20 protein-coding genes are annotated in these 25,489 nt (G+C 74.1%); 4 read left to right on the forward strand and 16 right to left on the reverse strand.

Going from position 1 to position 25,489, the window contains the following annotated elements; genetic code table 11:
* Nucleotides 1–9: 9 nt before the first annotated feature.
* The 4 genes from murQ to ACIPLC_RS34650 form a co-directional block, all read right to left on the reverse strand.
* Entirely contained in the window at nt 10–915 is a 906-nt protein-coding gene (gene murQ, locus ACIPLC_RS34635) for an N-acetylmuramic acid 6-phosphate etherase (RefSeq protein ID WP_400477020.1), read from the reverse strand.
* Nucleotides 916–1,023: 108 nt separating this feature from the next.
* Nucleotides 1,024–1,635 carry an HAD family hydrolase gene (locus ACIPLC_RS34640; RefSeq protein ID WP_400477021.1) on the reverse strand — a complete coding sequence of 204 codons (612 nt, stop codon included), beginning with the start codon at nt 1,633–1,635 and terminating at the stop codon, nt 1,024–1,026.
* Between the two features lie 220 nt (nt 1,636–1,855).
* Entirely contained in the window at nt 1,856–2,536 is a 681-nt protein-coding gene (locus ACIPLC_RS34645) for a DUF6445 family protein (protein WP_400477022.1), read from the reverse strand.
* A 96-nt stretch (nt 2,537–2,632) separates the two neighbouring features.
* A complete protein-coding gene (locus tag ACIPLC_RS34650) occupies nt 2,633–3,358 on the reverse strand; it encodes a TetR/AcrR family transcriptional regulator (protein ID WP_400477023.1) in 726 nt (241 codons plus the stop codon).
* 130 nt (nt 3,359–3,488) lie between these two features.
* Between ACIPLC_RS34650 and mca the strand changes: the two genes are divergently transcribed.
* On the forward strand, nt 3,489–4,412 hold the full coding sequence (gene mca / locus ACIPLC_RS34655) for a mycothiol conjugate amidase Mca (protein WP_400477024.1): 924 nt from the start codon (nt 3,489–3,491) through the stop codon (nt 4,410–4,412).
* A gap of 16 nt (nt 4,413–4,428) precedes the next feature.
* Here the strand turns inward: mca and ACIPLC_RS34660 are convergent, their stop codons facing one another.
* On the reverse strand, nt 4,429–5,871 hold the full coding sequence (locus tag ACIPLC_RS34660; RefSeq protein ID WP_400477025.1) for a PHB depolymerase family esterase: 1,443 nt from the start codon (nt 5,869–5,871) through the stop codon (nt 4,429–4,431).
* Nucleotides 5,872–6,075: 204 nt separating this feature from the next.
* On the opposite strand from ACIPLC_RS34660, the gene ACIPLC_RS34665 reads away from it, so the two are divergent.
* Nucleotides 6,076–6,660, forward strand: coding sequence for a PaaI family thioesterase (locus ACIPLC_RS34665; protein WP_400477026.1), 585 nt, complete (start codon nt 6,076–6,078; stop codon nt 6,658–6,660).
* Between the two features lie 128 nt (nt 6,661–6,788).
* Here ACIPLC_RS34665 and ACIPLC_RS34670 read toward each other — a convergent pair whose 3' ends face one another.
* From ACIPLC_RS34670 to ACIPLC_RS34680, 3 genes are all read right to left on the reverse strand, one after another.
* Complete coding sequence (locus ACIPLC_RS34670) at nt 6,789–7,787, reverse strand: YdcF family protein (protein WP_400477027.1); 999 nt, start codon at nt 7,785–7,787, stop codon at nt 6,789–6,791.
* Between the two features lie 125 nt (nt 7,788–7,912).
* Nucleotides 7,913–8,866 (reverse strand): prolyl aminopeptidase, encoded by a 954-nt coding sequence (pip, locus tag ACIPLC_RS34675; protein ID WP_400477028.1) that lies wholly within the window; start codon nt 8,864–8,866, stop codon nt 7,913–7,915.
* A 106-nt stretch (nt 8,867–8,972) separates the two neighbouring features.
* Complete coding sequence (locus ACIPLC_RS34680) at nt 8,973–9,650, reverse strand: TetR/AcrR family transcriptional regulator C-terminal domain-containing protein (protein WP_400477029.1); 678 nt, start codon at nt 9,648–9,650, stop codon at nt 8,973–8,975.
* Nucleotides 9,651–9,822: 172 nt separating this feature from the next.
* Between ACIPLC_RS34680 and ACIPLC_RS34685 the strand changes: the two genes are divergently transcribed.
* On the forward strand, nt 9,823–11,520 hold the full coding sequence (locus tag ACIPLC_RS34685) for an MFS transporter (RefSeq protein WP_400477030.1): 1,698 nt from the start codon (nt 9,823–9,825) through the stop codon (nt 11,518–11,520).
* 23 nt (nt 11,521–11,543) lie between these two features.
* Here the strand turns inward: ACIPLC_RS34685 and ACIPLC_RS34690 are convergent, their stop codons facing one another.
* The 8 genes from ACIPLC_RS34690 to ACIPLC_RS34725 form a co-directional block, all read right to left on the reverse strand.
* A complete protein-coding gene (locus tag ACIPLC_RS34690) occupies nt 11,544–12,356 on the reverse strand; it encodes a lysophospholipid acyltransferase family protein (protein WP_400477031.1) in 813 nt (270 codons plus the stop codon).
* On the reverse strand, nt 12,353–13,189 hold the full coding sequence (locus ACIPLC_RS34695; protein ID WP_400477032.1) for a GNAT family N-acetyltransferase: 837 nt from the start codon (nt 13,187–13,189) through the stop codon (nt 12,353–12,355). Before ACIPLC_RS34695 ends, ACIPLC_RS34690 begins: the two co-directional genes overlap by 4 nt.
* A gap of 405 nt (nt 13,190–13,594) precedes the next feature.
* Nucleotides 13,595–14,974 carry a serine hydrolase domain-containing protein gene (locus ACIPLC_RS34700; RefSeq protein WP_400477033.1) on the reverse strand — a complete coding sequence of 460 codons (1,380 nt, stop codon included), beginning with the start codon at nt 14,972–14,974 and terminating at the stop codon, nt 13,595–13,597.
* A gap of 260 nt (nt 14,975–15,234) precedes the next feature.
* Complete coding sequence (locus ACIPLC_RS34705; RefSeq protein ID WP_400477034.1) at nt 15,235–16,599, reverse strand: M1 family metallopeptidase; 1,365 nt, start codon at nt 16,597–16,599, stop codon at nt 15,235–15,237.
* A complete protein-coding gene (locus tag ACIPLC_RS34710) occupies nt 16,596–20,492 on the reverse strand; it encodes a Pls/PosA family non-ribosomal peptide synthetase (RefSeq protein ID WP_400477035.1) in 3,897 nt (1,298 codons plus the stop codon). The genes ACIPLC_RS34705 and ACIPLC_RS34710 overlap by 4 nt, the downstream gene beginning before the upstream one ends.
* 394 nt (nt 20,493–20,886) lie before the next feature.
* Complete coding sequence (locus ACIPLC_RS34715; protein ID WP_400477036.1) at nt 20,887–21,753, reverse strand: NmrA family NAD(P)-binding protein; 867 nt, start codon at nt 21,751–21,753, stop codon at nt 20,887–20,889.
* Nucleotides 21,750–22,232, reverse strand: a complete 483-nt coding sequence (locus tag ACIPLC_RS34720; RefSeq protein WP_400477037.1) for a hypothetical protein — start codon at nt 22,230–22,232, stop codon at nt 21,750–21,752. The genes ACIPLC_RS34715 and ACIPLC_RS34720 overlap by 4 nt, the downstream gene beginning before the upstream one ends.
* A 112-nt stretch (nt 22,233–22,344) precedes the next feature.
* Nucleotides 22,345–22,866, reverse strand: coding sequence for a MarR family winged helix-turn-helix transcriptional regulator (locus tag ACIPLC_RS34725; protein ID WP_400477038.1), 522 nt, complete (start codon nt 22,864–22,866; stop codon nt 22,345–22,347).
* Between the two features lie 458 nt (nt 22,867–23,324).
* On the opposite strand from ACIPLC_RS34725, the gene ACIPLC_RS34730 reads away from it, so the two are divergent.
* Nucleotides 23,325–24,947, forward strand: coding sequence for an alpha/beta hydrolase (locus tag ACIPLC_RS34730; RefSeq protein WP_400477039.1), 1,623 nt, complete (start codon nt 23,325–23,327; stop codon nt 24,945–24,947).
* The last annotated feature ends 542 nt before the right edge of the window (nt 24,948–25,489 follow it).

Here is a 25,489-nt window from a genome sequence, read left to right on the forward strand (position 1 = left end):
GGACAGACCCTAGCGGCGGTGCGCGTGCAGTGCCTCGCGCAGGCGCCCGCCGGAGGCGGCGAGCCGCCGGGCGGCGGTCGGCGCGTCCACGTCCGCGAGCAGGACCAGGATCGCATCCTTGGCCCGGCCCCCGGTGGCGGCGAGTGCGCGGCGGACCGCCGCCTCGTCGGCGCCGGTGGCCTCCGCGACGATCCGGTGGGCCCGTGCGCGGAGCTTGGTGTTGGTGGCCCGGAGGTCGACCATCAGATTGCCGTACGTCCGGCCGAGCCGGATCATGACGGCCGTCGACAGCATGTTGAGCACCAGCTTCTGCGCCGTGCCCGCCTTCAGCCGGGTCGATCCTGCCAGCACCTCCGGGCCGACCTCCACCTCGATGCCCAGCTCGGCCGCCGCCACCAGCGCCGAACCCCGGTTGCAGGCCAGCCCGACCGTCAGCGCCCCGGCTGTCCGCGCGGTCCTGACGGCCGCCACCGCGTACGGCGTGCGGCCGGAGGCGGAGACGCCCACCACCGTGTCGGCCGGGGTGAGCCGGAGGGCGGCCAGGTCGGCCGCCGCCAGCTCGGGGCGGTCCTCGGCGCCCTCGACGGCCTCGGTCACGGCGGCCCTGCCCCCTGCGATCAGGCCCACCACCAGGCCCGGATCGGTGCCGAAGGTCGGCGGGCACTCGGCGGCGTCCAGCACCCCGAGCCGCCCGGCGGACCCCGCCCCGGCGTAGACCAGCCGCCCACCGGCCGCCATCCGCCTCGCCGCGGCGTCCACCACGGCGGCGATCCGCCCCAACTCTCCGGCCACCGCGGCGGGGACGGTGTGGTCCTCGGCGTTGATCAGGCGGAGCAGGTCGGTGGTCGGCAGGTGGTCGATCCCGGCCCAGCCGGGGCGGATCGTCTCGGTCGGCGGTACGGCGTCCTGGTCCATGCGGCCAGCGTCCCCGGGCGAGGCGGTCGCCAACCGGTGCGGGCCGCGCGGGCGGGGTGTCCGGGGTGTCCGTCAGGCCCTCCAGGTGCGGAGTGAGCGCTCACTCCGTCAGGGGGCGTCGCCGAGGTGACGGGCGATGCGGGCGATGGCGGGTGCGTTGTCCTCGAACAGATGGGCCTGCATGCCCACCGCCCGGGCGGCTTCGACGTTGGGCGCGTGGTCGTCGATGAAGAGGCAGTCGACCGGGCTGACGCCCAGGGCGGCGCAGGTGATCTCGTACGCGCGCGGGTCGGGCTTGCCGGTCCCGATCTCGTGCGAGTAGACGATGTGCTCCACCAGCTCGTCGAACCGGTAGAGCGGGACCTCGCGTTCGCGGGCGCCGACGAAGTTGTTGCTGAGGATGCCGAGCCGGGCCCGCCCGCGCAGTCCGCGCACGTGGGCGATGAGCTCCTCGTTCGGCGTGCCCAGGTACTCCTCCCAGAGGTCGGCCATGAAGGCCTCGACCTGGGCCGGGCCGAGGCGCAGCCGGGCGGCCACCTGTTCGCGCACCTCCGGCTCGGTGATGGCGCCGATCGCACCGGCCTTCCAGACGTCCCGCAGCCGCTCGTCGATCGCGTTCGGCGGCAGTTCCAACAGGAGCTCCCAACGCTCCGGCCAGCCGGTCCTCGGCGTGTGCTCCAGGACGCCGCCGATGTCGAGGATGAGGCAGGGTGCGTTCACGGGTGGTCCCCTCTCCGCTGCGGCCGCCGTGGTGCGGTCCGCCCCTGCCACTCTCGGGGGCGCGGGCGGGGTCGGGTCAAGGGGGCAGTCGGGGTCCGTGGCGGAGCCGTCGCGGGGGCGTGATCGCCGGGATGCCGGCCGCAGGGGGCGAAGAGCCCGTGGCCGTGCAGGTTCGATTGCCCCGGGGCCGCGTTCGGCGGCGTGACGTGGTGGTGGTTCGTCAGGCCATCCAGAAGAAGACGGCCGTCATCCGACGCTCCGGCAGCTCGGTGCCGTAGTAGGTGGTCGCGCTGTGGATGAGGTTGGCGTGGTACAGGAGCAGTTGGTTGTAGCGGTTGGGGACGCGGACGTCCTCGGTGAAGTGGTCGGCGGGCACGTGGCGGGTGCCGAGCGCCTCGACCAGGTTGTGGTGCGGCGCGTTGACCAGGTTCCCGCCGAGGCGTCCGCCGGGGAACTGCTGGCGGTAGAAGCTGGTGCCGGCGTCCTTCGGCGCGCCCGGGCTGAGGTAGAGCACGGCGGCGTAGCGGCAGAGCGCGCGGGAGTCGGTGTGCGGGCGGGACTCCGACTCCCCGGCGCCGACGACCTGGACGCAGTTGTGGTTGAGCGTGCCGCCGCCCGGGGCGCTCTGGACCCAGAGCCGGGAGGCGCCGGTGGCCTTGCGGACCAGGGCCTCCACGCGGGCCAGTTCGTCGGGCTCCAGGCCGGGCATGGTGCGCAGACCGGGCCAGGTCTCGGGGCGGTACGGGTAGCCCTCGGTCCAGTCACCGCGGGCCAGGCAGCGTTCGCGGACGGCGTCCGGGTCGGGGAGGACGTTGTCCAGGACCCAGTAGTCCCGGCCACGGGTGGGCTTGCGGTAGGGCAGGACCGGCAGGGCGGTGGGCCTGATGGGCTGTGAGGGCATGGGCCGACGATAGGGGCGGCGGGCGTCAACCTTCTGCCGTGAGCAGGTCAACCTTTCGTCAAGGGCTGTCCATGGGTGGGCGTCTCGCGCCGCAGGTCAGGAGCCCGGTCGGACGGCGAAGGTGCCCAGGGAGCCCTCCAGTCGGTCGAAGGCCCGGACGGCCGAGGGGCGCACCGCCGCCGTGATGGCGGCGGCCTCCTCGCCGGCCAGCAGCCGGCGGAACACCTCGGTGAACACCGTGCGGTCGACGGCGGCGAGCAGCCCGGCGGCCACCCGGCTCTCGAAGTCGACCGGGGGGTCGGCCGGTGTGCTGACCGGTATGTCGGGCGATGTGTCGGGCGGAGTGCCGGTTGCCGTCGTGGGGCGGGCGGCCTCGGCCAGGGCCCTGGCCAGAGCGGTCTCGCTCTGCTCGTGCAGCTCGCGCAGCCGGGCGACCAGGACGGGGCTGTCGGCGACGGTGCGGGCGAACGCCGGGCCGGAGAAGCCGAGCCGCGGGTCGTGCCGGTCGAGGCCGGCCAGGCAGTCGCGGCGCAGCGCGGCGAGGGCGGACTCGCCGGGCGCGCGCTCGGCGACCGACCGGGCGAGCCGGCCGACGATCTCCTCGTGCAGGTCGAGGAGGAGGTCCTCCTTGCGCGGGAAGTGGTTGGTGACGGTCATCTTGGCGACCCCGGCGGCCGTCGCGACCTCGGCGATGGTGGTGCGGTCGAAGCCCTGCTCGATGAAGAGCCTGGTCGCGGCGTGCGAGATCGCCTCGCGGGTGCGGCGCTTGTTGAGCTCGCGCAGGGTCGGGGTGGCCCCGGTTTCCGTCACGGATTCCGTCATGGTGGCAGCGTAGCGCAGTTCGATGGGTCGAGCCTAATAAATAGGCTTGACCTCATTGCTGTGTCCGTCCTAACTTTCTTCCAGGTGGTCCCGCCTGGCCATCAGCTCACCCACGACGTAAGGAGGCACCATGGTCACCCGGCACCCCGGCGGACTCCGCCTGCTCAGCGTCCATGCCCACCCCGACGACGAGTCCAGCAAGGGTGCGGCCACCCTCGCCCGGTACGCGGCCGAGGGGGTGGACGTCCTGGTCGCCACCTGTACCGGTGGTGAGCGCGGCTCGGTGCTCAACCCGGCCATGGACCGCCCCGAGGTCCGGGCGGACCTCGCCCGGATCCGGAGCGAGGAGATGGCGGCCGCCCGGAGCATCCTGGGCGTGCGCCAGCAGTTCCTCGGCTTCGTGGACTCCGGTATGCCGGGACCGGGCGAACCGCTTCCGGCGGGCTGCTTCGCCGCCCAGCCCGTGGCGGCGGCCGCGGGGCCGCTGGTCGCCCTGATCCGGGAGTTCCGTCCGCACGTGGTGGTCACCTACGACGAGACCGGGGGGTATCCGCATCCCGACCACGTGATGACCCACCAGGTCACGGTCGAGGCCTTCGAGGCCGCTGCCGACCCGGGCCGCCATCCCGAGGCGGGGGAACCCTGGCAGGCGGCGAAGCTCTACTACCACCTGGCACTCTCCAGAGCCTGGTTCCAGACCCTGCACGACGCGATGGCGGAGCGGGGCGTCCCCTCGGGCATGGGCGCACTGCTCGCGGACTGGCCGGACACCCCGCCCGCCCTCGCCACCACCACCCGGATCGCGTGCGCCGAGCAGTTCGCCGTACGGGACGCGGCACTGCTGGCGCACGCCACCCAGGTCGAGCCCGGGGTCGCGTTCATGGCTCACCCGCGGGACATCGAGCGCGAGGTCTGGCCGACCGAGGACTACCACCTCGCCCGGAGCCTGGTGCCGGGCGCGGGCGAGCGGCCCGAGACCGACCTGTTCGCCGGGCTGCGCTCAGGGGCGGCGGGGCTGCGTTCAGGAGAGGAGAGGGGGGCGGATGAGCCGTAGGTCGGGGTTCGCCGGCTCAGCACTGGCCGTCGGCGAGCACGAAGTAGCCCGGGCCGGTCTGCTTCAGGGTGTGCGTCACGAAGGTGTTCCAGAGCCCCATGCTCTGGCCCGAGCCGAGCGCGTAGGTCAGGCCGCCGCTCTGGGTGGCCCGCCCGTCCCGGACCTGGTGGTAGTTGCTGTCGGTGAAGCACTGCGTGGCGCCACCGCCGGTGGTCGCCGTCACCGCCGCCGACCGGGAGCCCACCGCGCCCGCCGGGTCGACCGCCGCCACGGTGTAGCCGTACGACGTGCCGGAGGCGAGCCCGGTGTCGGTGAAGGACGGGCCGGTGGCACTGCCGGCCAGGGCGCCGTCCCGGTAGACCTGGTAGGAGGCGGCTCCGCTGACGGCCTGCCAGGCGAGGGCGATCGAGCCCTGGCCGGCCGGGGTCGCGGTCAGCCCGGCCGGGGCGGGCAGGCCGGGGGTGGTGGGCCCGGTGCCGCCGTCCAGGCCCCAGAACTGCGCGGTGTAGTAGCTGGAGCAGATCGCATTGAGGAAGTAGCTGCCGGTGGCCCCGCACTGGTCGGCTGCGGAGCCGGGGTTGACGGCCAGCCCGTGGCCCATTCCGGCGATGGTGAACAGCGCCACGGCGGGCTGCCCGCCCGCATCGGCGTAGACCTCCTCGCTGGTGCCGCCCGGCAGGCTCCGGGTGCTGGTCGGGTGCTGGCCGACGCCCTGGACGTTGGTCCACTGGTCGCGCAGCTCCGTCGCGTTCACCGGCCTGACCACGGTGTCCGCGCTGCCCTGCCAGATCGCCACCCGGGGCCAGGGCCCGGTGTAGCCCGGGTACGCGGCCCGGGCCTTGTCGCCCCACTGGGCCGGGGTGAGCCCCTGGTCGGAGTTCTGGCAGCCGGAGGCGGCTCCCTGGGTGGTCGCGCAGTGAGCCGGGAGGCCGGAGTCGATCGCCCCGCCGGCGAACACGTCCGGGTAGTCGGCCAGCAGGTCGGAGGCCATCCCGCCGCCGGCCGACAGCCCGGTGACGAACACCCGCCGGCCGTCCGAACCGTACAGGGCCTTGGCCTTGGCGGCCATCTCGATCACCGACTCCGCCTCGCCGGCGCCCCGGGCGTCCTTGGCAGCGTCGAACCAACTGAAGCAGGAGAGGCTGTTGTTGGCACTGCTGGTCTGCGGAAAGACGACCGCGAAGCCGTACCGGTCGGCGAAGGTCGTCCAACCGGAGTTGCGGTAGTAGTCGTTGGCGGTCTGCAGGCAGCCGTGCAGCGCGACCACCAGCGGCGCGCCACTCGGCAGCCCGGCGGGGGTGTAGGAGTACATCGCGAGGTTTCCCGGGTTGGCGCCGAATCCGGTGACCTGCTGGAAGGTCCCGCTCACGGTGTCGGCCGCAGCCGGGGCGGGTGTGGCGGTGCCGATCGCGAGCGCGGCGGCCGTCAACAACGCGGCGGCGGCAGGGCGGAGAGGCATGGGGACTCCTGGGTGGGGGAGGAGTGGGGGCGGATGCCGTGCAGCGTGGCGCGCCCTGCGCCCCGGTGCCATGTGGCGGGCCCCCGGGGTCCGCCGCACCGCCATGGCGTGGGCCGCCATGGCCCGATGCCCGGGGGCGTTGCGACGGCGGCCGTACACCGGAAGGCGCTTGAGGGACGTGCGCGAACAGGGCAGGTTGATCCCATGACGACTCATGAGGCAGACCCCGGCGGGGCGACTCCCCAGGAAGACCAGCGGCCCCTGGAGGGCCGGCAGTCCCTGGAGGGTCAGGAGCCCCGTACCCGGACCCACACCTGGACGGCCGGCCCGCCGATCTCCGCCTTCCCGCACCTGAGCGGCGAGGAGATCCTGCACGAGATCCTCGCGGGCCGGATCCAGGAGCCCGCGATCTGCAGCACCCTGGGATTCCATCTGACCGAGGCGAAGCCGGGTACGGCGGTCTTCGAGGGCGAACTCGGCGACCACCTCTACAACCCGATGAACACCGTGCACGGCGGCTACCTCGCCACCCTGCTCGACTCGGCGCTCGGTTGTGCCGTGCTGAGCCGGCTGCCCGCCGGGATCGGCTACACCACCACGCAGTTGAACGTCCACATGCTGCGCCCGCTGTTCGCCGACTCGGGCCTGCTGCGCTGCGAGGGTCTGGTGCTGCACCTGGGCCGGACGATGGCGACGGCCGAGGCCAGGGTGGTCGGGGTGGAGAACGGCAAGCTCTACGCGCACGCCACCACCACCTGCGCGATCCTGGCCCCCCGCCCGGGGGCCTGACCGGGGGCCCGGACGCAAGCCCGGACGGAGGCCCGACGTAGACCCGACGGAGGCTCAGCTGGAGATACGGGTGGAATACGGCTGGGTCCCAGTCACTTCGGGGACAAGGGCCCGGGGCCGGCGGCGGCTCAGAGGGCTGCGAGCAGCCCGCAGAGCGCGAGGAGGCCGCAGATCCCGAAGTTGATCAGCTTGTGGGAGAGGAACACGGCGGCGAACTCGCGGATCGTCGCGCTCGGCCAGTAGTACGCGGCGGTCGGCGAGCCGAACACGTGCCCGTTGACGCCGGTCGTGCGGGCGGTGAGCGCCGCCCGGAAGGCGTGGAAGTTGTTGGTGACCACGACGCAGCGGTAGTCGGGCTTGGCCTGCTCCATGATGGCCTTGCTGAAGAGCAGGTTCTCCTCGGTGGTACGGGAGCGGTCCTCGCGCGCGATGTGTTCGGCCGGGAAGCCGCGTTCGGTCAGGTAGTCGGCCATCGCGTGGGACTCCGGCAGCTTCTCGTCCGGGCCCTGGCCGCCGGAGGTGATCAGTACCGGCGGGTTGCCGCGCGCGGCCTGCCTGTCGTACACCTCCCGGCCCCGGTTGAGCCGGCTGGCCAGCAGGGGCGGGACGCGCTCGCCGCCGATCAGTCCGGAGCCGAGGACGACCACGAAGTCCACGTTCCGGCGCGGCCGGTGGCGGCCGTAGAGGAACGCGTAGCCGACGAAGCAGACGAACAGGAAGGAGATGTAGCCGACCACCAGGACGGCGGTGCCCGCCAGGATGCCCAGCCGGTGTGAGCGGGTGGCCAGGGCGGTGAACAGCAGCGCGATGACGGCGAGGATGCCCAGCCCGGCGAGGAGTGACAGCAGGTTGGCGGGCCGCCTGCCCTCCTTGCGGATCATGGTCAGGCCGTTGGCGATCAGGAACCAGACCAGGGCCGCCGTGCCGAGGGCCGGCAGCAGGATGATCGCGACCGCCGCCAGCTCCACCACCAGCGTGGGCGCCTCGCGCAGCTCGGTGAGCAGAGCGAGGGCGAGCAGGGAGACGGCGATGCCGAGCAGGACGGCGTTGCTGAACTGACGGCGGTCGCGTAGTACCCCGATTCCGAACAACAGGAAGAACAGGGCGGCTGGGACATAGGCGATCATGCTTCGTATCGTAGGCGGGGGCCGTTCGTGCGAACGAGCCGTCCGGCGTGGGCGGACCGGTCGGGCGGACCGGTCCGCCCGACCCGGCAGGCGAACCGGTCAGGCGAACCGGGCAGGCAAGCCGGTCAGGCGAACCGCTCGATCGCCGTGAGGACCGCCTCCGTCATCGCCGGACTCCCGGTGTGCCCGGACTCGTCGATGACGGTCAGTCGGGCCTCCGGCCAGGCCCGGGCCAGCTGCCACGCGGTGTCCAGCGGCGAGCCGAGGTCCAGCCGGCCGTGGATCAGTTCGCCCGGGGTGCCGGCCAGCCGCCCGGCGTCGCGCAGCAGTTGGCCGTCGGCCAGGAACGCCTGGTGCGCGAAGTAGTGCGCGGTGATCCGGGTGAACGCCATCAGCGCGTCGGTGGGGCGGTCGCTGTACGCGTTCGGCTTGCCCAGCGCCTCGTGCGCGATGACGGCGTCCTCCCAGCTGGCCCAGGCGTTCGCGGCGGCCCGCCGGACGGTCTCGTCCGGGCTGTTGAGCAGCCGGCTGTAGGCGGCCACCAGGTCACCGTCGCGGTCGGCGGCCGGCAGGAAGTTCCGGAACTCCTCCCACGGGCCGGGCAGGAAGCGGGCGACGCCCCGGTAGAGCCAGTCGGTCTCCTCGGGGCGGGTGGTGGTGACGCCGCAGATCACGATCTCGGAGACCCGCTCGGGGTGGGCCTGGGCGTAGGCGAGGATCAGCGTCGAGCCCCAGGAGCCGCCGTGCAGCAGCCACTTCTCGATGCCGAGGTGTTCGCGCAGCCGCTCCATGTCCGCGATCAGCCGCCCGGTGGTGTTGTGCTCCAGCCCGGTCGCCGGGTCGGCGGCGTGCGGCAGGCTCTGCCCGCAGCCGCGCTGGTCGAACTGGACCACGTGGTACCGCTCGGGGTCGAAGTACCGCCGGGCGCCCGACCGGTGGCCGGATCCGGGGCCGCCGTGCACGATCGCGGCGGGTTTGCCCGCCGGGTTGCCGGAGGCGTTCCAGTGCATCCGCTGCCCGTCCCCGACGTCCAGCAGGCCTTGTGCGTAGGGCTCGTAGTGGGGGTACAGCTCGGGCATCGCGGAACTCCTCCGTGGGCGTGCGGCCGGGGTGCCCGGAGAGACTAGCGGGTGCCCGGCGACCGGACCGGGAATTACCGGCGGCCCCGCACCCGTGGTGGTCGGGTCACCGCGGTTCCGTCGGCAGCAGGGTCGCGAGCCCGTCGAGGACGCGCTGCACGCAGAACTCGAAGCGGGTGTCCATGTCGGGTTCGGTGAGGTCGTCGGCCAGGGCGACGAGGTTGGGGAAGGTGTCGGCGGGCAGGGTGCGGAAGCGGTCGCCGGCGGCGTCGGCGATGTCCCGGCGGCTGGTGCCGAGGACTTCGGCGGCCGAGATCGGGGACTGTTCCTGGAGGACGAACCCCTGGACGAAGGCGCCCAGCAGGTAGGTGGCCATGGCGGCGTCGGCGTCGGAGAAGCCGGCCGCGCGGAGCCGGTCGAGCTGGTCCTCCATCAGGCCGAGCAGGTGGGGTCCGGGGGAGAGGCGGCCCGAGACGACCTTGGCGGCGTCGCGCTTGCCGAGGAGCAGTCGGCGGTAGCGCCAGCAGTAGGCGTGGAACTGCTCGCGCCACCCGCCCTCGCGCGGTGGGGGTTCGGCCGAGGCCATCACCGCGTCGGTGAGCAGGTCGAGCAGTTCCTGCTTGTTGCGGACGTGCCAGTACAGCGAGGCCGCCTTGACGCCGACCTCGGCGGCGACCTTGCGCATCGAGAGCCCGTCGAGGCCGTCCCGTTCCAGTACTCGCAGCGCGGCCTGGGTCAGCGCCTCCCTGGTCAGCGGCGGTGTGGTGTCGTCGTTCTCTGGCATGGCTGTGCGGACGCCTCCAGCGGTCTCATCCGGTCGCGAAGTCCCGTCGCGAAGTCCTGTCGTGAAGTCCGGTCGTGAAATCCCGCTTGCAATCTAACACCGTTAGGGGCACCCTGTGCGTGCCGCACCACTCCCTAACGCTGTTAGGGGCCAAGGATCGGGAGGATCCCCCATGCAGGAGTCGAGCGCCCGGCGCAAACGGCTCGCGCTACTGACGCTCTGCGTCACCATGTTCATGTCCATGCTGGACAACGTCATCGTCAACAACGCCCTGCCCCGCATCGGGCAGGACCTGGACGCCGGGATCAGCGGCCTGCAATGGGTCGCCGAGGGCTACAGCCTCGTCTACGCCGGACTCGTGCTGACCGGCGGCGCGCTCGGCGACCGGCACGGCCGCACCCGGATGTTCCGGCTCGGCCTCGCGCTGTTCACGGTCGGCTCCGCGCTCGCCGCGCTCGCCGGGACGATCGGCCTGCTGGTCGGCGCCCGGATGTTGCAAGGCGTCGGGGCCGCGTTGCTCACCCCGGGCAGCCTCACCCTGCTGCGCCACGTCTTCACGGACGAGCGCGAGCGCGCCAAGGCCGTCGGCCTCTGGTCCGGGGTCTCCGCACTGGGTCTGTCGATCGGCCCGGTGGTCGGCGGCCCGATGGTCGAGCACCTCGGCTGGGCCAGCGTGTTCTGGATCAACGTGCCGATCGGCGTGGCCGGACTGGTGCTCGCCGCCCGCGTCCTCCCGGACATCCCCCCGCGCGCCCGGCGGATCGACCTCGGCGGCCTCGTCCTCTCCGCCGCGGGCCTCGGCCTGCTGGTCTACGCCCTGATCGAGGGGCCGTCCCGCGGCTGGACGGACGCCCGGGTGCTCCTCTGCGGCGCCGCGGCGCTCGTGCTGCTGGCCGCCTTCCTGGTGCTCGAACTGCGGCTCGCCGAACCGATGCTGGAGCTGCGGCTGTTCCGCGACGGCGCCCTCGGCGGTGCGCTGCTCAGCGGCTTCATGGTCAGCTTCGGGATCTTCGGCGCGCTGTTCTTCCTGCCGCTGCTGATGCAGGGCCCGCTCGGCTGGTCCCCGTCCGACGCGGGCTACGCCGGGCTGCCGATGACCGGGATGATCGTCCTCGCGGCCCCGCTCTCCGGCCGGCTGACCTCGCGGTACGGGCCCCGGTTGCCGCTGGTGCTCGGTCTCGTGCTGTGCGCGGCGGGGCTCGGCGGGTTGTCCCTCTACGGCGAGCACGCCCACTACGTCGAGTACCTGTGGACCCTGTTCGCGATGGGCCTCGGGATGGGGATGACCTTCACCCCGGTGTCGATCGCGGTGCTCCAGCGGGTCGCCCCGGCGCAGACCGGGATGGCCTCCGCGACCATCAACACGCTGCGCGAGCTGGGCGGCGTCCTCGGGATCGCGGTGCTCGGCGCCGTGCTGACGAACCGGATGACCGGCACCCTGACCGCCGCCCTGCACCGGATCGGCGTGCCGCCGGACGCCGTCGGCCCGATCGCGGACGCGCCCGCCGGGGCGGGGCGCGGCGGTGGCGGAGCGGCCGCCGTGCTGCCCGGCCCGGTCCAGGAGGTGGTGGACGGCGCCTTCATCGAGGGCCTCCACCTCGCGGCGCGCTGTGGTGCGGTCGCGCTCGCCGTCACCGCCGTCCTGGTCGCCGTCCTGCTGGGCCGGGCCCGCCCGGCCGCCCCGAGCGGCACCGGCCTCCCTGAGCCGACTCCCGAGCCAGCTCAGGAATCGACCCCGGGACGGAATCCCGGTCCGAACCCCGACCCGAACCCCGGCCCCGGTCCGAACCCCGACCCGAACCCCGGCCCCGGTCCGAACCCCGACCCGAACCCCGGTCCGGAGCCGCTGGCCGAGGTCCGGTCGCTCTGACCGGTCCGCAGGTCGAGGCCACGTCAGCGGATGCCCTCGACCGCCGCCTGCGCCGTGCGGGCCAGCTCCCGGCGCGCGCCCGCCCGGGTGGCCTGCGGTGCGGGCGGCGGTATCGGCGGCAGGAACGTCACGTCGGCGACCAGCCCGCGCACCGCGACCACCCGGGCGAGCGAGGTGAGCAGTCCGTCGTCGCCGATGAAGGCGGGCACGCTGGTCGGTCGGCCGTCCGCCAGCCGGTAGCGGATCGTCACGGGCTGGACGAAGGCGCCTGCCTCCACCGCGGCCTGGAACAGCGCGGGCCGGAAGCGGCCGCTCTCCCGCCCGCACCAGGTGGACCCCTCCGGGAAGACGATCACCGGCTGGCCGGCGCGCAGCACCTCGGCCACCGTCGCCACGGTGTCGGGCAGCGCGCGCAGCCGGTCGCGGTCCAGGAACACGGTGCCGCCCCAGGCGATCAGCGGCCCGATCACCGGCCACCGGCGGACCTCGGTCTTGGCCAGTGAGCGGCCCGGACGGCCCGCCGCGATCAGCGGGATGTCCAGCCAGGACACGTGGTTGGCCACCACGAGCGTCCCGCCGCCGAGCGCGCCGCCCGGCGTCCCGAGGTGGACGGTGACCCCGAGGGTGCGCAGCAGGACGCGCGCCCAGAGCCGGATCAGCCGCTCCCGGGTGCCGTACGGGAGGAGGCGCAGCGGCAGGCTGAGCAGTACGCCCGCCAGCACCGCCGCCAGGCAGGCCGTCAGCCGCAGCGCCCGCCGGGGGTGCGAGACGGCGGGCGCCGGGTCGGCCAGGCAGGTCTCGGGCCGGCAGGGGGCCGTCGGCAGCCAGACGCTCATGATGAGGTGCCGAGGGGCTGGGCGGGCAGTCCGGACAGGAAGTGCCGCAGGTAGCGCGGGTCGGTGCGCTCCAGCGACAGCAGCACGTACAGGTCGACGCAGTCGAAGTCCGGGTCGTGCGCGGGCTCGCCGCAGACCCAGGCGCCGAGCCGCAGGTAGCCGCGGAGCAGGGCGGGCAGCGCGCCCCGCTCGGCGCGCGGTACGCCGGTGGCGTCCCAGCGGCGGCGCGGGGTGACCCGGTACTGCTCGGGGGCCAGGTACTTGGCGCTGACGGTGTCCCAGACCCGGGCCGCGGTGGCGCCGCCGTCGTCCAGGGGGATCGAGCAGCAGCCGCCGACCCAGGTGTTGCCGGTGTCGGCGAGGTAGCGGGCGATGCCGCCCCACATCAGGTTGATGACGGCGCCGTTGCCCCGGTGGTCGGGGTGGATGCAGGAGCGGCCGAGTTCGACCAGGCCCGGGCGGACCGGCGCCAGGGCGGAGAGCTCGAACTCGCCGTCGGAGTAGAGCCGTCCGGCCCGTCGGGCGGCCTCGGGGCGCAGCAGCCGGTAGGTGCCGACGACGGTGCCGTGCTCGCCCTCGCGGACCAGGAGGTGGTCGCAGTACTCGTCGAAGGGGTCGACGTCCAGGCCGGCGACCGGGCTGTGCAGGACGGCGCCGAGCTCGGCGGCGAACACCTGGTGGCGCAGCCGCTGGGCGGCGCGCACGTCGTCGGCGTCGCGGGCGAGGGAGACGGTGTAGGCGGCCGGGGCCTGCTGCCGGCGGGGGGCGGGGACGGCGTGGGCGTCCTGGGTGGGGGCTACTGCGGTCGGAGCGCACGTGGGGACGGTGGTCATGGCGGACCCTCCAGGGCAGCACGATCGGCGGCGCCCTGGATCGCCAGGGCACCGGCCCGGCCCGCAGGCGTTGGGCCTGCACGCGAACCGGTCCCCGTATATCTCTCCGAACCGGTTGGCATCCATGTTGCGGCGCGGCGGAGCGCAGATGTGCAACTGCTGAATGGGACCACCCGTCGCCTCCCGGTCACCTGCCGGGCGCCGGGCGCTCGCCCGCCGGGGGTGGACAGCCCGGGCGCCTGTGCGCCCGAGCCGTCGCACTCCCCCGGACGGGCACGACGTCGCGCGCGCCCGGCGTGCCCCGAGGGCGGCACGCCCAGGGCACGCCCCGGATACGCCCAGGGCACGCCCCGGATACGCCCAGGGCACGCCCCGGATACGCTCCGGATACGCCCAGGGCACGCCCTAGAAGGCCTGCCAGCCCTGCGGGTCGACGTCGCCCGGGATGACGGCTGCGGGGCCGTAGGGTTCGCGGGTGAGGATGAAGGAGCCGAGGTCCAGGTGGCTGACCGTGCCGTCGGCGGCCCGGACCACCCGCAGGGTCTCGCCCGTGTAGTAGTCGTCCAGCCCCGTCCAGGTGCCGTCCGGCTCGGGGCGGAAGCGGGAGCTGCGGGTGCCGCCGGCGAGCGGGGTCAGTTCCAGGGCGCGGTCGGCCCGCAGCCGCAGGGCCTGCGGCGAAGTTCCCCAGTACCAGGGGCCGGTGAGCGCCAGCAGGCCCTCGTCGACCTCGGGCAGCGGGCGCCAGGGTTCGGGCAGCCGGGGCTCGTGCTCGGCGGTCAGGGTGATCAACCGGGCGGCCACCGCCGTGGTGCCGGCGCCGGTGGTGGCGTTGGACAGGGCGATCGCGGCCAGGCCGTCCTGGTCGCTGACCCACAGTGCGGTGGTGAAGCCGGGCATCGAGCCGGTGTGGCCGTACAGCACCCGGCCTTCGTGGCGGCGCAGTTGCAGGCCGAGGCCGTAGGCGGAGGTCCAGTCCGCGTTGTCGGGGCCGGTGGCGGGCCGGCGCATCTCGGCGAGCGAGGCGGCGGCGAGCACCTTGTCGTCCCCGGCGGAGAGGAAGGCCGCCCAGCGGGCCAGGTCGGCGACGGTGGACCAGAGTTGGCCGGCCGGGCCCATCAGCCCGGTGTCGGTGAGCGGCTCCGGCAGCATGACGTCGGCCCACGGGTGGACGGCGAAGCCCCCGGCGTGCGGGTGCTCGGGCAGCAGGGTGGTGCGGTCCATGCCGAGCGGCGCCAGGACCTCGCGCCGCAGTACCTCGCCCCAGGGCTCGCCGCGCAGCCGCTCGACCAGCGCGCCGAGCAGCGCGTAGCCGGGGTTGGAGTAGTGGTGGAGGCGCCCGGCGGGGTGCTTGATCGCGGCGCCGGGCTCCAGCAGGTCGTCGAGTCCGGGCCGCAGGGAGCCGTCGGTCCGCTCCCACCAGGGGCCGGGCGTCTCGGCGGCGAGCCCGGCGGTGTGGGCGAGCAGTTGCGCGATGGTCGCGCCGTCGGCCGGGGTGCCGGGCAGGTGGCGGGCCAGCGGGTCGGCGAGGTCGAGCAGGCCCTCGTCGCGCAGCCGCAGCACCAGCACGGCGACGAAGGTCTTGGTGAGCGAGCCGATCCGGTACTGGACGTCCGGGGTCGGCGCGTGCCCGTCGATCATGCTGCGGGCGCCGCTCCAGACCAGCTTGCCGTCCCGGACCACCCCGGCGGCCAGGGAGGGCGTGCGGCCTTCGGCCTGGGCGACGGCGATCCGGTGCAGCAGGGCGCGGCGGGTGGTGGGCAGCAGTTCGTCGGGCTGATCGGTCATCTGATCCTCTGAATCCTTCGGCGTGGTCCGGCGGGGAGGTCCGTCTGCGGGTTCCGTCAGCGGCTTCTGTCGGCGCCGCCCGTCGGCAAGCCCCGTCGGCGAGCCCCGCCGGTGTGGTCCGCGGCGAGGCCCGCAGGCGAGGCCCGCCGACGAGCCCGGACGGGCAAACGAACCCAACCTAGCCAGGCCGCTCCGAAGGATCCACCCGTTATTCCCGCGAACACCCCGCGCTGGCCGAGGGCCTGTCGCCGACGGGCCGGTCAGCCCGGCAGCGGCGGGAGTTCGGGCCGCTGCAGCCAGGCCTCGAAGAGCGGGTCGAGCGGGGCGGCCGCGTACCGGGAGGCGTGTGCGAGCAGGTCGGCGGTGCCGACGACGCCGTGCCGGTGGACGCTCGTCCAGTCCCGCAGCATCGCGAAGAAGGCGTCCTCGCCCAGGGCCCGCCGCAGCGCGTGCACGGCGAGGCCGCCGCGCTGGTACAACCGGTCGTCGAACATCAGCCTGCGGCCCGGGTCGGCGAGCCTGAGGTCCTGCGGGAGCCCGGACAGCAGGCCGTGCGCGGCGGCGGCGTGGGTGGCCGCGGCGGGACCGCCCGCGTGCTCGGACCACAGCCACTCGGCGTACTTGGCGAAACCCTCGTTCAGCCAGATGTGCCGCCAGTCGGCGATCGTCACGCTGTTGCCGAACCACTGGTGGGCCAGCTCGTGGGCGATCAGCCGCTCGCGCTCCCAGCCGCCGCCGAGGTGGTTCGTCCCGAAGGTGGCGACGCCCTGCGCCTCCACCGGGACGTCCAACTCCTCGTCCGCGACGACCACCGCGTACTCGCCGAACGGGTACGGCCCGAACACCTCGCCGAAGTACGCCATCATCTCCGGCTGCCGGCCGAAGTCCCGGGTGAACGCGGGGACCAGCCACTCCGGGACGTAGCCGGTCTGCGGCACGGCCGGGCGGGCCGCCAGCGGCACCGGCCGGTAGTGGCCGATCGACACCGTCACCAGGTACGGCGAGGTCGGCGCGCTCTGCTCGTACACCCAGGTGGTGCTGGACGCCCGGGTGGTGCGGGTGAGCAGCCGGCCGCTCGCCAGCACGGTGAACGGGGACGGCGTGGTGACCGCGATCTGGTACGTCGCCTTGTCGGCGGGCCGGTCGTTGCACGGGAACCAGGACGGCGCGCCGATCGGCTGGCTGGCGACCAGCGAGCCGTCGGTCAGCTCCTCCCAGCCCAGGCCGCCCCACGGGCTGCGCACCGGGCGGGGGTTGCCGGTGTAGTGCACCTCGACGGTGAACGCGGCTCCCGCCGCCAGCGCCCTGGCCGGGCGGATCCGCAGCTTGCCGGCGCGGTGGGTGTAGCGGGCGGCCTTGCCGTCGACCAGCACCCGCCCGATCCGGAACTCGGCGAGGTCCAGCGCGAACTCGGCCAGCGCCGCGTCCGCCACGGCGCTCAGCCGGGCCGAGGCCGCCAGCCGGTTCGGCCCGGGCCGGTAGTCCAGGGCGAGCTCGTAGCGGTGGACCCGGTAGCGGTGGTCGCCGCTGGCCGGGAAGTACGGGTCCGGGGTGCCGGCGGCCGCCGGGGCGTGCTTGGGCTTCACGGGGTCGGGCGCTTCCTGCGGGCCGGGACGGGTGGTCATGACGTGGGCTGCCACGCCTCGATGGGGTTGCCCAGCCACCGCGTGTCGGCGGGGACGGACTCGGCGCGCATCACCAGCGAGGCCGGGCCCAGCGTGCTGCGCGCGCCCACCGTGCTGCCGGGCAGCACGATGCCGCCCGGGCCCAGGGTGGCGCCCTCGCGGAGGACCACAGTATCCATCCGCATGATCCGGTCGTGGAAGAGGTGCGTCTGCACCACGCAGCCCCGGTTGATGGTGACGCCGTCCCCGAGGGTGACCAGATCCGCCTCCGGCAGCCAGTAGCTCTCGCACCAGACGCCGCGGCCGATCCGCGCGCCGAGCGCCCGCAGCCAGAGGTTCAGCACCGGCGTGCCCGGCACCGCGCCGACCAGCCACGGCACCGCCAGCACCTCGACGAAGGTGTCCGCGAGCTCGTTGCGCCACACGAAGCCGCTCCACAGCGGGTGCTCCACCGCCCGGAACCGGCCGACCAGCAGCCACTTCGCGGCCACCGCGACCAGGCAGGCCACCGCGCCGGCGCCCAGCAGCACCAGGCCCGACAGCAGCGCGGCCGCGCCCGCCGACCAGGAGGCGGCCAGCCGGGACAGCGCCGCGACGGTCAGCACGCCGAGCGCCCCCGAGGCGAGCACCGGCAGCAGCCGGGCCAGCTCGACCAGCCCGCGCGCCCAGAGCAGCCGGGCCGGCGGCTCGTAGGTCAGGCTCTGGTCGGCCTCGTCCGCCGCGCGCGGCAGCCGCATCGGTGGCATGCCCAGGTACGAGCCGCCCTTCTTGGCCTTCTCCGGTGTCGCCGACAGCACGCCCACCAGGCCCCGCTTGGGCACCGCCCGCCCCGGCGCGGTCATCCCCGAGTTCCCCAGGAACGCCCGCTCGCCGACCTTCGCCTCGCCGAGCCGCACCCAGCCGCCGCCCAGCTCGTACGGCGCGATCAGGGTGTCGTCGGCCAGGAACGCGCCGTCGCCGACGGTGGTCAGGCTGGGCAGCGCCAGCACCGTGGACACCTCCGCGCCCCGGCCGACCCGCATCCCGAGCGCCCGCAGCCACAGCGGCGTGACCAGCCCCGCGTAGAGCGGGAACAGCACCTCCCGGGCCTGGTCCATCAGCTGGGTGACGGTCCACGCCTGCCAGCCGACCCGGCCGTGCAGCGGGTGCACCCCGGGGACCAGGCCGCGGCTCAGCAGCCGGACGGCGGTTACCAGCTGCGCCGCGTACACCACGCCGTACGCCAGGGTGGCGGGCAGCAGGCCGAGCAGCGCGCCGCCGAGCGCCGCGCCGAGGCCGTCGCCCTGGTGGACGAAAGGGGAGAGCACCGCGAGCGCGGCCAGCGCGGGCGCCACCGGGAGCAGGCCGAGCGCAGTGCCGCTGGCGCCGTACAGCGCGGCCCAGAAGGCCCGGTGCGGCGGGCGCTCCTTGGGCCAGGCCCGTTCGACGCGGCCCAGCTTCACGGCGGGCGCGCCGCCCCAGCGCTGGCCGGTCGGTACGTGCCCGGTGACGCTGGAGCCGGCCACCACCTGGGCGCGCTTGCCGACCCGGGCGCCGGGCAGCAGGGTCGAGCGGGTGCCGACCACGGCGCCGGAGCCGACCTTGACCTGGCCGACCTCCAGCCGGTCGCCGTCCAGCCAGTAGCCGCACAGGTCCACCTCGGCCTCGACGGCGCAGCCCCGGCCCAGCTTCAGCATCCCGGTGACCGGCGGCAGCGAGTGCAGGTCCACCTCGGGTCCGACCCTGGCGCCCAGCGCCCGGGCGTAGCGGACCAGCCAGGCGCCGGACAGCGAGGTGGCGCCGCTGAGCTCGGCGAGCCGCTCGGCGGCCCAGAGCCGCAGGTGGGTGGCGCCGCCGCGCGGGTGGCTGCCCGGGCGCAGGCCGCGCAGCAGCAGCCGGGCGCCGCCGGCCGCGATCGCCAGCCGGCCCGCCGGGGTGTACAGCGCCAGGGCGCCCGCGCCGACCGCCCACCAGGAGGCGGTGGGCGCCCACGGGTAGTCGCCGAGGTGGGAGAGCAGGTTGCCGGCGGCCAGCAGGGCGACCGTCCAGCGCAGGCCGACCACGGTGAACAGCGGGATCAGCAGGAGCAGCTGGAGCAGCTTGGCCCTGGTCGGCACCAGGGCGATGGTGCGGGCCTCGCAGCCCTGGGCGGCGCCGCGCTCCAGGTGCCGGGCGAGCTTGCGCAGCGTCGGGTGCTGGTAGACGTCGAGTACGGCGGCGTTCGGGTAGCGGGTGCGCAGCAGGGTGGTGAGCCGGGCGGCGGCCAGGCTGCCGCCGCCGATGCCGAAGAAGTCGTCGCGCGGGCCGCTCACCGTCACGCCGAGGATCTCGGCCCACTGTTCGGCCAGCCAGGCTTCGGTGCCGTACAGCTGTTCGCCCGGCCCCGCGTTCTCCAGCTCGGGCAGCGGCCAGGGCAGGGCGCCCCGGTCGACCTTGCCGGAGGTGCGGGTGGGCAGGGCGTCGACCGGCGCGAGCAGCGGCACCAGGGCGGCCGGCAGCTCGGCGCGCAGCCGCCCGACGGCCTGCTCGCGGTCGAAGCCGTCCTGGACGACCAGGTAGCCGACCAGCAGCTGGTTGCCGCCGCGCGCGGTGCGGACGGCGGCGGCCGCGCCCGCCACGCCGGGCAGGGCCTGGAGCGCCGCGTCGACCTCGCCGAGTTCGATCCGGCGGCCGCCGAGCTTGATCTGCTCGTCGGTGCGGCCCAGGAACAGCAGACCGGCCGGGTCGGCCTGGACCAGGTCGCCGCTGCGGTACGCGCGCTCCCAGCCGAGCGAGGCCAGCGGTGCGTACTTCTCGGCGTCCTTCTCCGGGTCGAGGTAACGGGCCAGGCCGACCCCGCCGATCACCAGCTGGCCGGTGCCGCCCGCCGCGACCGGCTGGCCGGCCCCGTCGACCACGGCGAGGTCCCAGCCGTCCAGCGGCAGGCCGATCCGGACCGGGCCGTCACCGGTCAGCAGCGCGGCGCAGGCGACCACGGTGGCCTCGGTGGGGCCGTAGGTGTTCCAGACCTCGCGGCCCTCGGTGACCAGCCGCTGCACCAGCTCCGGCGGGCAGGCCTCGCCGCCGAAGATCAGCAGCCGCACCTCGTTGAGCGCCTCGGCCGGCCAGAGCGCGGCCAGCGTCGGGACGGTGGAGACCACGGTGACCTCCTGCTCCGCCAGCCAGGGGCCGAGGTCGGCGCCGCTGCGCACCTGGGAGCGGGGGACGGGCACCAGGCAGGCGCCGTGGCGCCAGGCCAGCCACATCTCCTCGCAGGAGGCGTCGAAGGCCACCGACAGGCCGGCCATCACCCGGTCGCCGGGGCAGATCGGCTCGTCCTGGAGGAAGAGCGCCGCCTCGGCGTCGACGAAGGCGGCGGCGTTGCGGTGGGTGACGGCCACGCCCTTGGGGCGGCCGGTGGAGCCGGAGGTGAAGATAATCCAGGCGTCGTCGGCCGGGGCGGGGCCGGGGCGGTGGTCCGCGGCGGCCTCGCCGGGGCCGGGGGAGGGGCGCTCGCGGTGGACGGTCAGGGCGCGCTCGGCGCCGAGCACCGCGGCGACGTCGGCCTCTCCGAAGACCAGCTGGGCGCGCTCGTCCGGGTCCTCGGCGTCGACCGGCACGTAGGCGGCGCCGGCGGCGAGCACGGCGAGGATCGAGACGTACAGGTCGTTGGTGCCCGAGGGCACCCGCACGCCCACCCGGTCGCCCGGGCCGATCCCGGCGGCGGCCAGCCGGCGGCGCAGCTGCTCGACCTCGGCGGCCAGGGCGCGGTAGCTGAGCACGGTGCGCCCGTCGTCCAGGGCCGGTTCGTTCGGGTGGGCGCGGACGGTGGCGTCCAGGACATCGACCAGGGTGCGTGGTGCGGCGGCCGGTCGGCCCGGGAAGAGGGCTCGCGGCGGCGTGGCGGACTGCTCCGTGCTCGGTTCAGCTGTCATGGCAGCCCGTACGCTCCTCGTCCTCGCCCCGTTCCGACAGATGCCCGGCCCTTCGGGGCGGTGGGAGCACTCGCCTGACCGGGTGACCCCACTCCGGGGCCGGAGCGGACGACCCGACTGATGGTAGCCCCGGCCGTGAGGCGCCGTACGGCCCGAAACCCGGCTCAACTGGGCCGGAAATGGCCTGAGCTGACGATTCATCAGGCAACAACTGGGTAGGCGTGACGGCCATGTGACTGGAGGTCAGTCGAATTGACGGATCGTCAGGGCGAATGATTGATCGTGATCCACGCCACAGCGAATGCTGCTCCCTTCGGGTGGCGGGCCCGGCTTCCCGGCCCGGTTCCGGCCCGGCCGCCGGGCCCGCCACGGTGTCGGAGTGGTGTCCGATCGGTCAGCGGAAGCAGTGCAGGTGCTCCTGGAGGAACGCCTCCAGGGTGCGCGGGGCGCGCCCGGCGAGGTGGGTGAGGGTGTCGTCGGGCGCCTCCCGGCGGACCACCGCGAGCTGCTGGATCTCCACCACGTGGGAGGCCAGCCAGGGCGGCATCCCGGCCCGCTCGACCAGCTGGGCGTGCAGCCCGGCCGGGGGCAGGTCGAGGTAGCGGACCGGGCGGCCGAGCAGTTCGCCGAGCAGTCCGGTGAGTTCCGGGTAGCTGTACGCCCGGCCGCCGGTGAGCGGATACGTTCCGCCGGCGAGCTCCGGGCGGGTGAGCACCCCGGCCGCGGCGTCGCCGATGTCCCGGGCGTCGACGTAGTTGCAGCGGGCCTGGCCCAGGGCGCCGTGCACCACCCCGGCGGCGGCGATGCCGGGCGCCAGCAGCAGCAGCTTCTGCATGAACGCGTACGGCCGCAGCACCGTCGCGGTGACGCCGGACGCGCGCAGGCGCTCCTCGATCAGGTGGTGGCCGCGCGAGACGGCCACGGGGGAGTCCGGTTCGGCGGCGGGCGCGGAGATCTTGACGATGTGCTCCACGCCGCTCTCGACCGCCGCGTCGATCGCGGCCAGCTCGTGCTGGACCTGGTGCGGGCCGTTGGCCATGGTGAGGAAGAGCTGGTGCGCGCCGCGGAAGGCCGTGCGCAGCGAGTCCGGGTCGGCGGCGTCGGCCGGGCGCGTCTCGGTCAGCGCGAGGGTCCACTCGTCGAGGCCGGCGGCGAGACGGGCGGGGTCGCGGCTGAGTGCGCGGCTCGGTGCGCCGAGGGCGGCGAGGCTGCGCAGGGTGGCTCCGCCGGTGGCGCCTCCGGCGCCCATGACGACGATCATGATGTCTGCCCTTCCGGTTGGGTGGAGAGTCGGCGCTGCGGGGATCGGGCCGGGCGGCTGCCGCGCCAGCGCCAGGTGATCACGGTGGCCGCGATCGCCGACGAGACCGGCAGGTCGACCGGAAGGCGGCCGGGCCAGGGGCTGGTGGCGAGCCCGTGGATCCGCGGCAGCCAGTGCGCCGCCGCGAGGCCGACGGCGAGTGCGACCGCTGCGGCGGCCAGGCCGAGTGCGGGGGCCAGCAGGACGCGCGGTGCCCGGCCGCCCGGGGAACGGTTGGGCCGGCCTCGCAGGGCGGAACCGACCAGGGTGGCGACGACGGCCGAGGTGCCGCCGATCGTGGTGGCCGCGGCGATCATCAGCTGCGGCTGGTGCGTGACGGCCCCGCCGATGCCGGCCATCACGGCGGGCATCGCGTAGGCGACCAGGACCTCCCGCCACAGGGTGAAGGGGGGCGGTGCGCCGGGTGCTTTCTTGCTCATGCGCTTCTCCTCAGGGAAGTGATGAGGTGGCTAACTATTAGTGCTTAGGTGCCTAACTATTGGGTCGTGAAGGAGGCGGGCCGCCCGGGGCGGCCCGCCGTTCTCGCTCGGGTCAGTCCGCGGTCAGCGCGTCAGCACCCTCGACCACCCGGGCCAGGAGGTCGAGGAAGGTGGTGCGCTCCTCGACCGAGAGCCCGCCGACCAGCGCCTGCATCCGGGCGAAGTGCTCGGGCGCCAGATCGCGCAGCCGCTGCGCGCCGCGTGCGGTGAGGACCACCACGTTGCCGCGGCCGTCCTCGGCGGACGGGCGGCGGACCACCAGGCCCTCCCGCTCCAGGCCGTCCACCAGGCCGGTCACGGTCGCCCGCGAGACGCCGAGGCCGGCCGCGAGCTGGGAGGGCGACTTCTCGCCGCCGTGGTCCTCCAGGTCGGCCAGCAGTCGATAGCGGCCGGTGGAGAGCCCGAAGCGGGCGAAGTGCACCTCCCCGGCCTGGCCGATCCGGGCGCCCGCCGCCATCAGCCGGGCCGCGACCAGGATCGCCTGCGGGTCGGCCGTGAGGCCGTAGCGGGCGATCTGGCGGCGCGCCTGGTCGAGGGTGGGGGCGCCGCTTCCGGCGTCAGGGCGTTGCGTCATGAAGGTAATATGGCGCCTCATCAGTTTCCCGGTCAAGTCGACCGCCCGACGGGTGCGGGGATGGCCGGGCTGCGGTGGCGCCGGATCGCGGCGTTGCGCAGACCGACCGCCAGCGGGTTCGCGAACTGCTGCCCGACCCGGCCGCGCTGCGCGGGGCGGCCGGACGTTGGGGCTTTTCCTCAAACTCCCGCCACGCAGAAGGGAGTTTGAGGAAAAGCCATCGGGCGGCGCGGGGGCAGGCGCTCCATGTGCCGCCGAGTGGCGCTCCGGCCGGCCGGGTGCGGTGGTGACGCGATGGTGACGACCCATTAGGTCAATCAACCGTCAAGTTGGTTCATTCACAGAATAATCCGGTCGCAAACGGGACGCCATCGAAACATTTACGGTGCTTCCAGGTCTTCACATGGAGATCTCAGACTGACAGGCTGGGGCCGCCCTTTCAGTACGGAGGAGATTCCTTGTCCCGTATATCCACGCTGGCCGGAGCGGTCACCTGCGCCCTCGCCCTCGTCACCGGTAGTGCTGTCGCGGCGTCGGCGGCGCCGATGGACCTGGCGCCGGGTGCGGCTGCGGCCGAGGCGAAGGTCGCCGCTGTCAACTGGACCCCGTGTAACCCCGATCCGAGCAAGCCGGACCCAGGCATCTACGACTGCGCCGTGTACCCGGTGCCGCTGGACTATGACAACCCGTCGGGCGAGAAGATCGGCATCGCCATGATGCGCCGGCGGGCGAGCGACCCGTCCAAGCGGATCGGCTCGCTGTTCCTCAACCCGGGCGGCCCGGGCGGCAGCGGCTACCTGTGGGCGACCACCACCCGTTTCGGCACCGAGGTGCAGTCGCGCTTCGACCTGGTCGGCTTCGACCCCCGCGGCGTGGCCCGGAGCAACCCGCTCAAGTGCTTCAAGACCCAGGAGCGCGCCGACGCGGTCAACGGCCGCATGGTCGGCGTGCCGGTCACCAAGGCCGAGATCAACGAGACGCTGGACGCGGACCAGGACTACACCGACGCGTGCAGCAAGAACGCTGGCCCGCTGATCGAGCACATGTCGACCATCAACGTGGTCCGCGACCTCGACCGGATGCGCCGCGCCGTCGGCGACTCCCAGCTCAACTTCGCCGGGTTCTCCTACGGCACCCTGATCGGCGCGACCTACGCCGGGATGTACCCGAACAAGGTGCGCACGATCATCGTCGACGGCAACGTCGACCCGAACCTGCGCCTGCACGACGGCCTGGAGTACGACCGCCAGCGGGCGGGCGGCTTCGAGCTGGCCCTGGACGAGTTCCTGAAGCGCTGCCAGGCCGCCGGCGCCCCGCGCTGCGCCTTCGGCGAGGGCGACACCCGGGCCAAGTTCGACCAGCTCCGCGACCACCTGCGGACCAGCCCGGTCACCCTGCCGAACGGCTCCCAGGTGACGCTGAGCACCTTCACCGGCGAGGTGGCCAGCGCGCTGTACTCGCAGGCCAAGCTGGCGCCGCTGGCCAAGTCGCTGCAGGCGACGTACCAGCTGATCCAGAAGCCGGCCGCGAACACCCTGATGGCGCCGAAGGCGACCGTCTCGGACGACGACGCCAACATCCTCGCGGTGAACGTCCCGCGGGCGCTGCGCGAGGCCCCGGCCGACTCCGAGTACACCGCCGACGACTCCTACATGGGCGTCAACTGCCAGGACAAGCCGTACCCGTCGAACGACCGGGTCTTCCCGAACGTCGCCAAGGCCTGGGAGAAGGAGTCGCCGACCTTCGGCCGCTACCAGGCCTTCGACGCGCCCGCCTGCGCGAGCTGGCCGGCCCCGGCCCGGGACGCCGAGCGCTTCAGCGGCCCGTGGAACAAGAAGACCTCGAACACCGTCATGGTGATCGGGAACCTCTACGACCCGGCCACCCAGTACAAGTTCGCCCAGCGGATGCAGCAGCAGCTGGGCAACGCCGTGCTGGTCAGCGTGGACGCGATCGAGCACTGCGCCGTCGGCCGCAGCCAGGCGCTGAACGCGCTGGTCACCCGCTACCTGGTGGACGGCACCGCGCCGAAGCCGGGCCAGCTGCTGACGCCGGACGCGCCGATCTTCCCGGCGGCCTGACGGGGCTGAGCGGCCGGACGGGGCCGACTCGTCCGGCCGGACGGGCCCGCCCGGCGGGGCCGGCCGGTCGGCCCCCGGGGGCCTGAGGTACGCGTGAACGGATGTGGTGGTCGGCGGCGCCGGCCACCACATCCGTGCTTTTCGGCCGAGTCCTCGGATGACGGCGTGGACGCGGACGGCGGCGCGAACCGGAATCGCGGTGCGAACGGGAATCGCGGTGCGAACGGGAATCGCGGTGCGAACCGGGATTGCGGCGTGAATGCGACGGTGGATCGCCATCCGGCCCTCCTCGGAAACGAGTTCTTCTCGGATGTCGGGGACCGTAGCCGATACCACTGACAATCGGCCGCCAGGACCCGAACCGGCCCGGGACCTGCGGGGATTCACGGGAAATGACGTACTGTCACACTAGTTCGTTAAAGGATTCACACCCTCGAATACCTGTGTTAGTACTCCAGCTGTAGATCGCTCTTTGGGCTGCTGGTGCCTACGCTTTCCGCGGTTTGCGGCGCTTGCCCCAGCTGCCGTGTGGCCGGTTCCGG

It is taken from the genome of Kitasatospora sp. NPDC086801 (assembly GCF_044745805.1).
In the GTDB taxonomy this organism is placed as follows: Bacteria; Actinomycetota; Actinomycetes; order Streptomycetales; family Streptomycetaceae; genus Kitasatospora.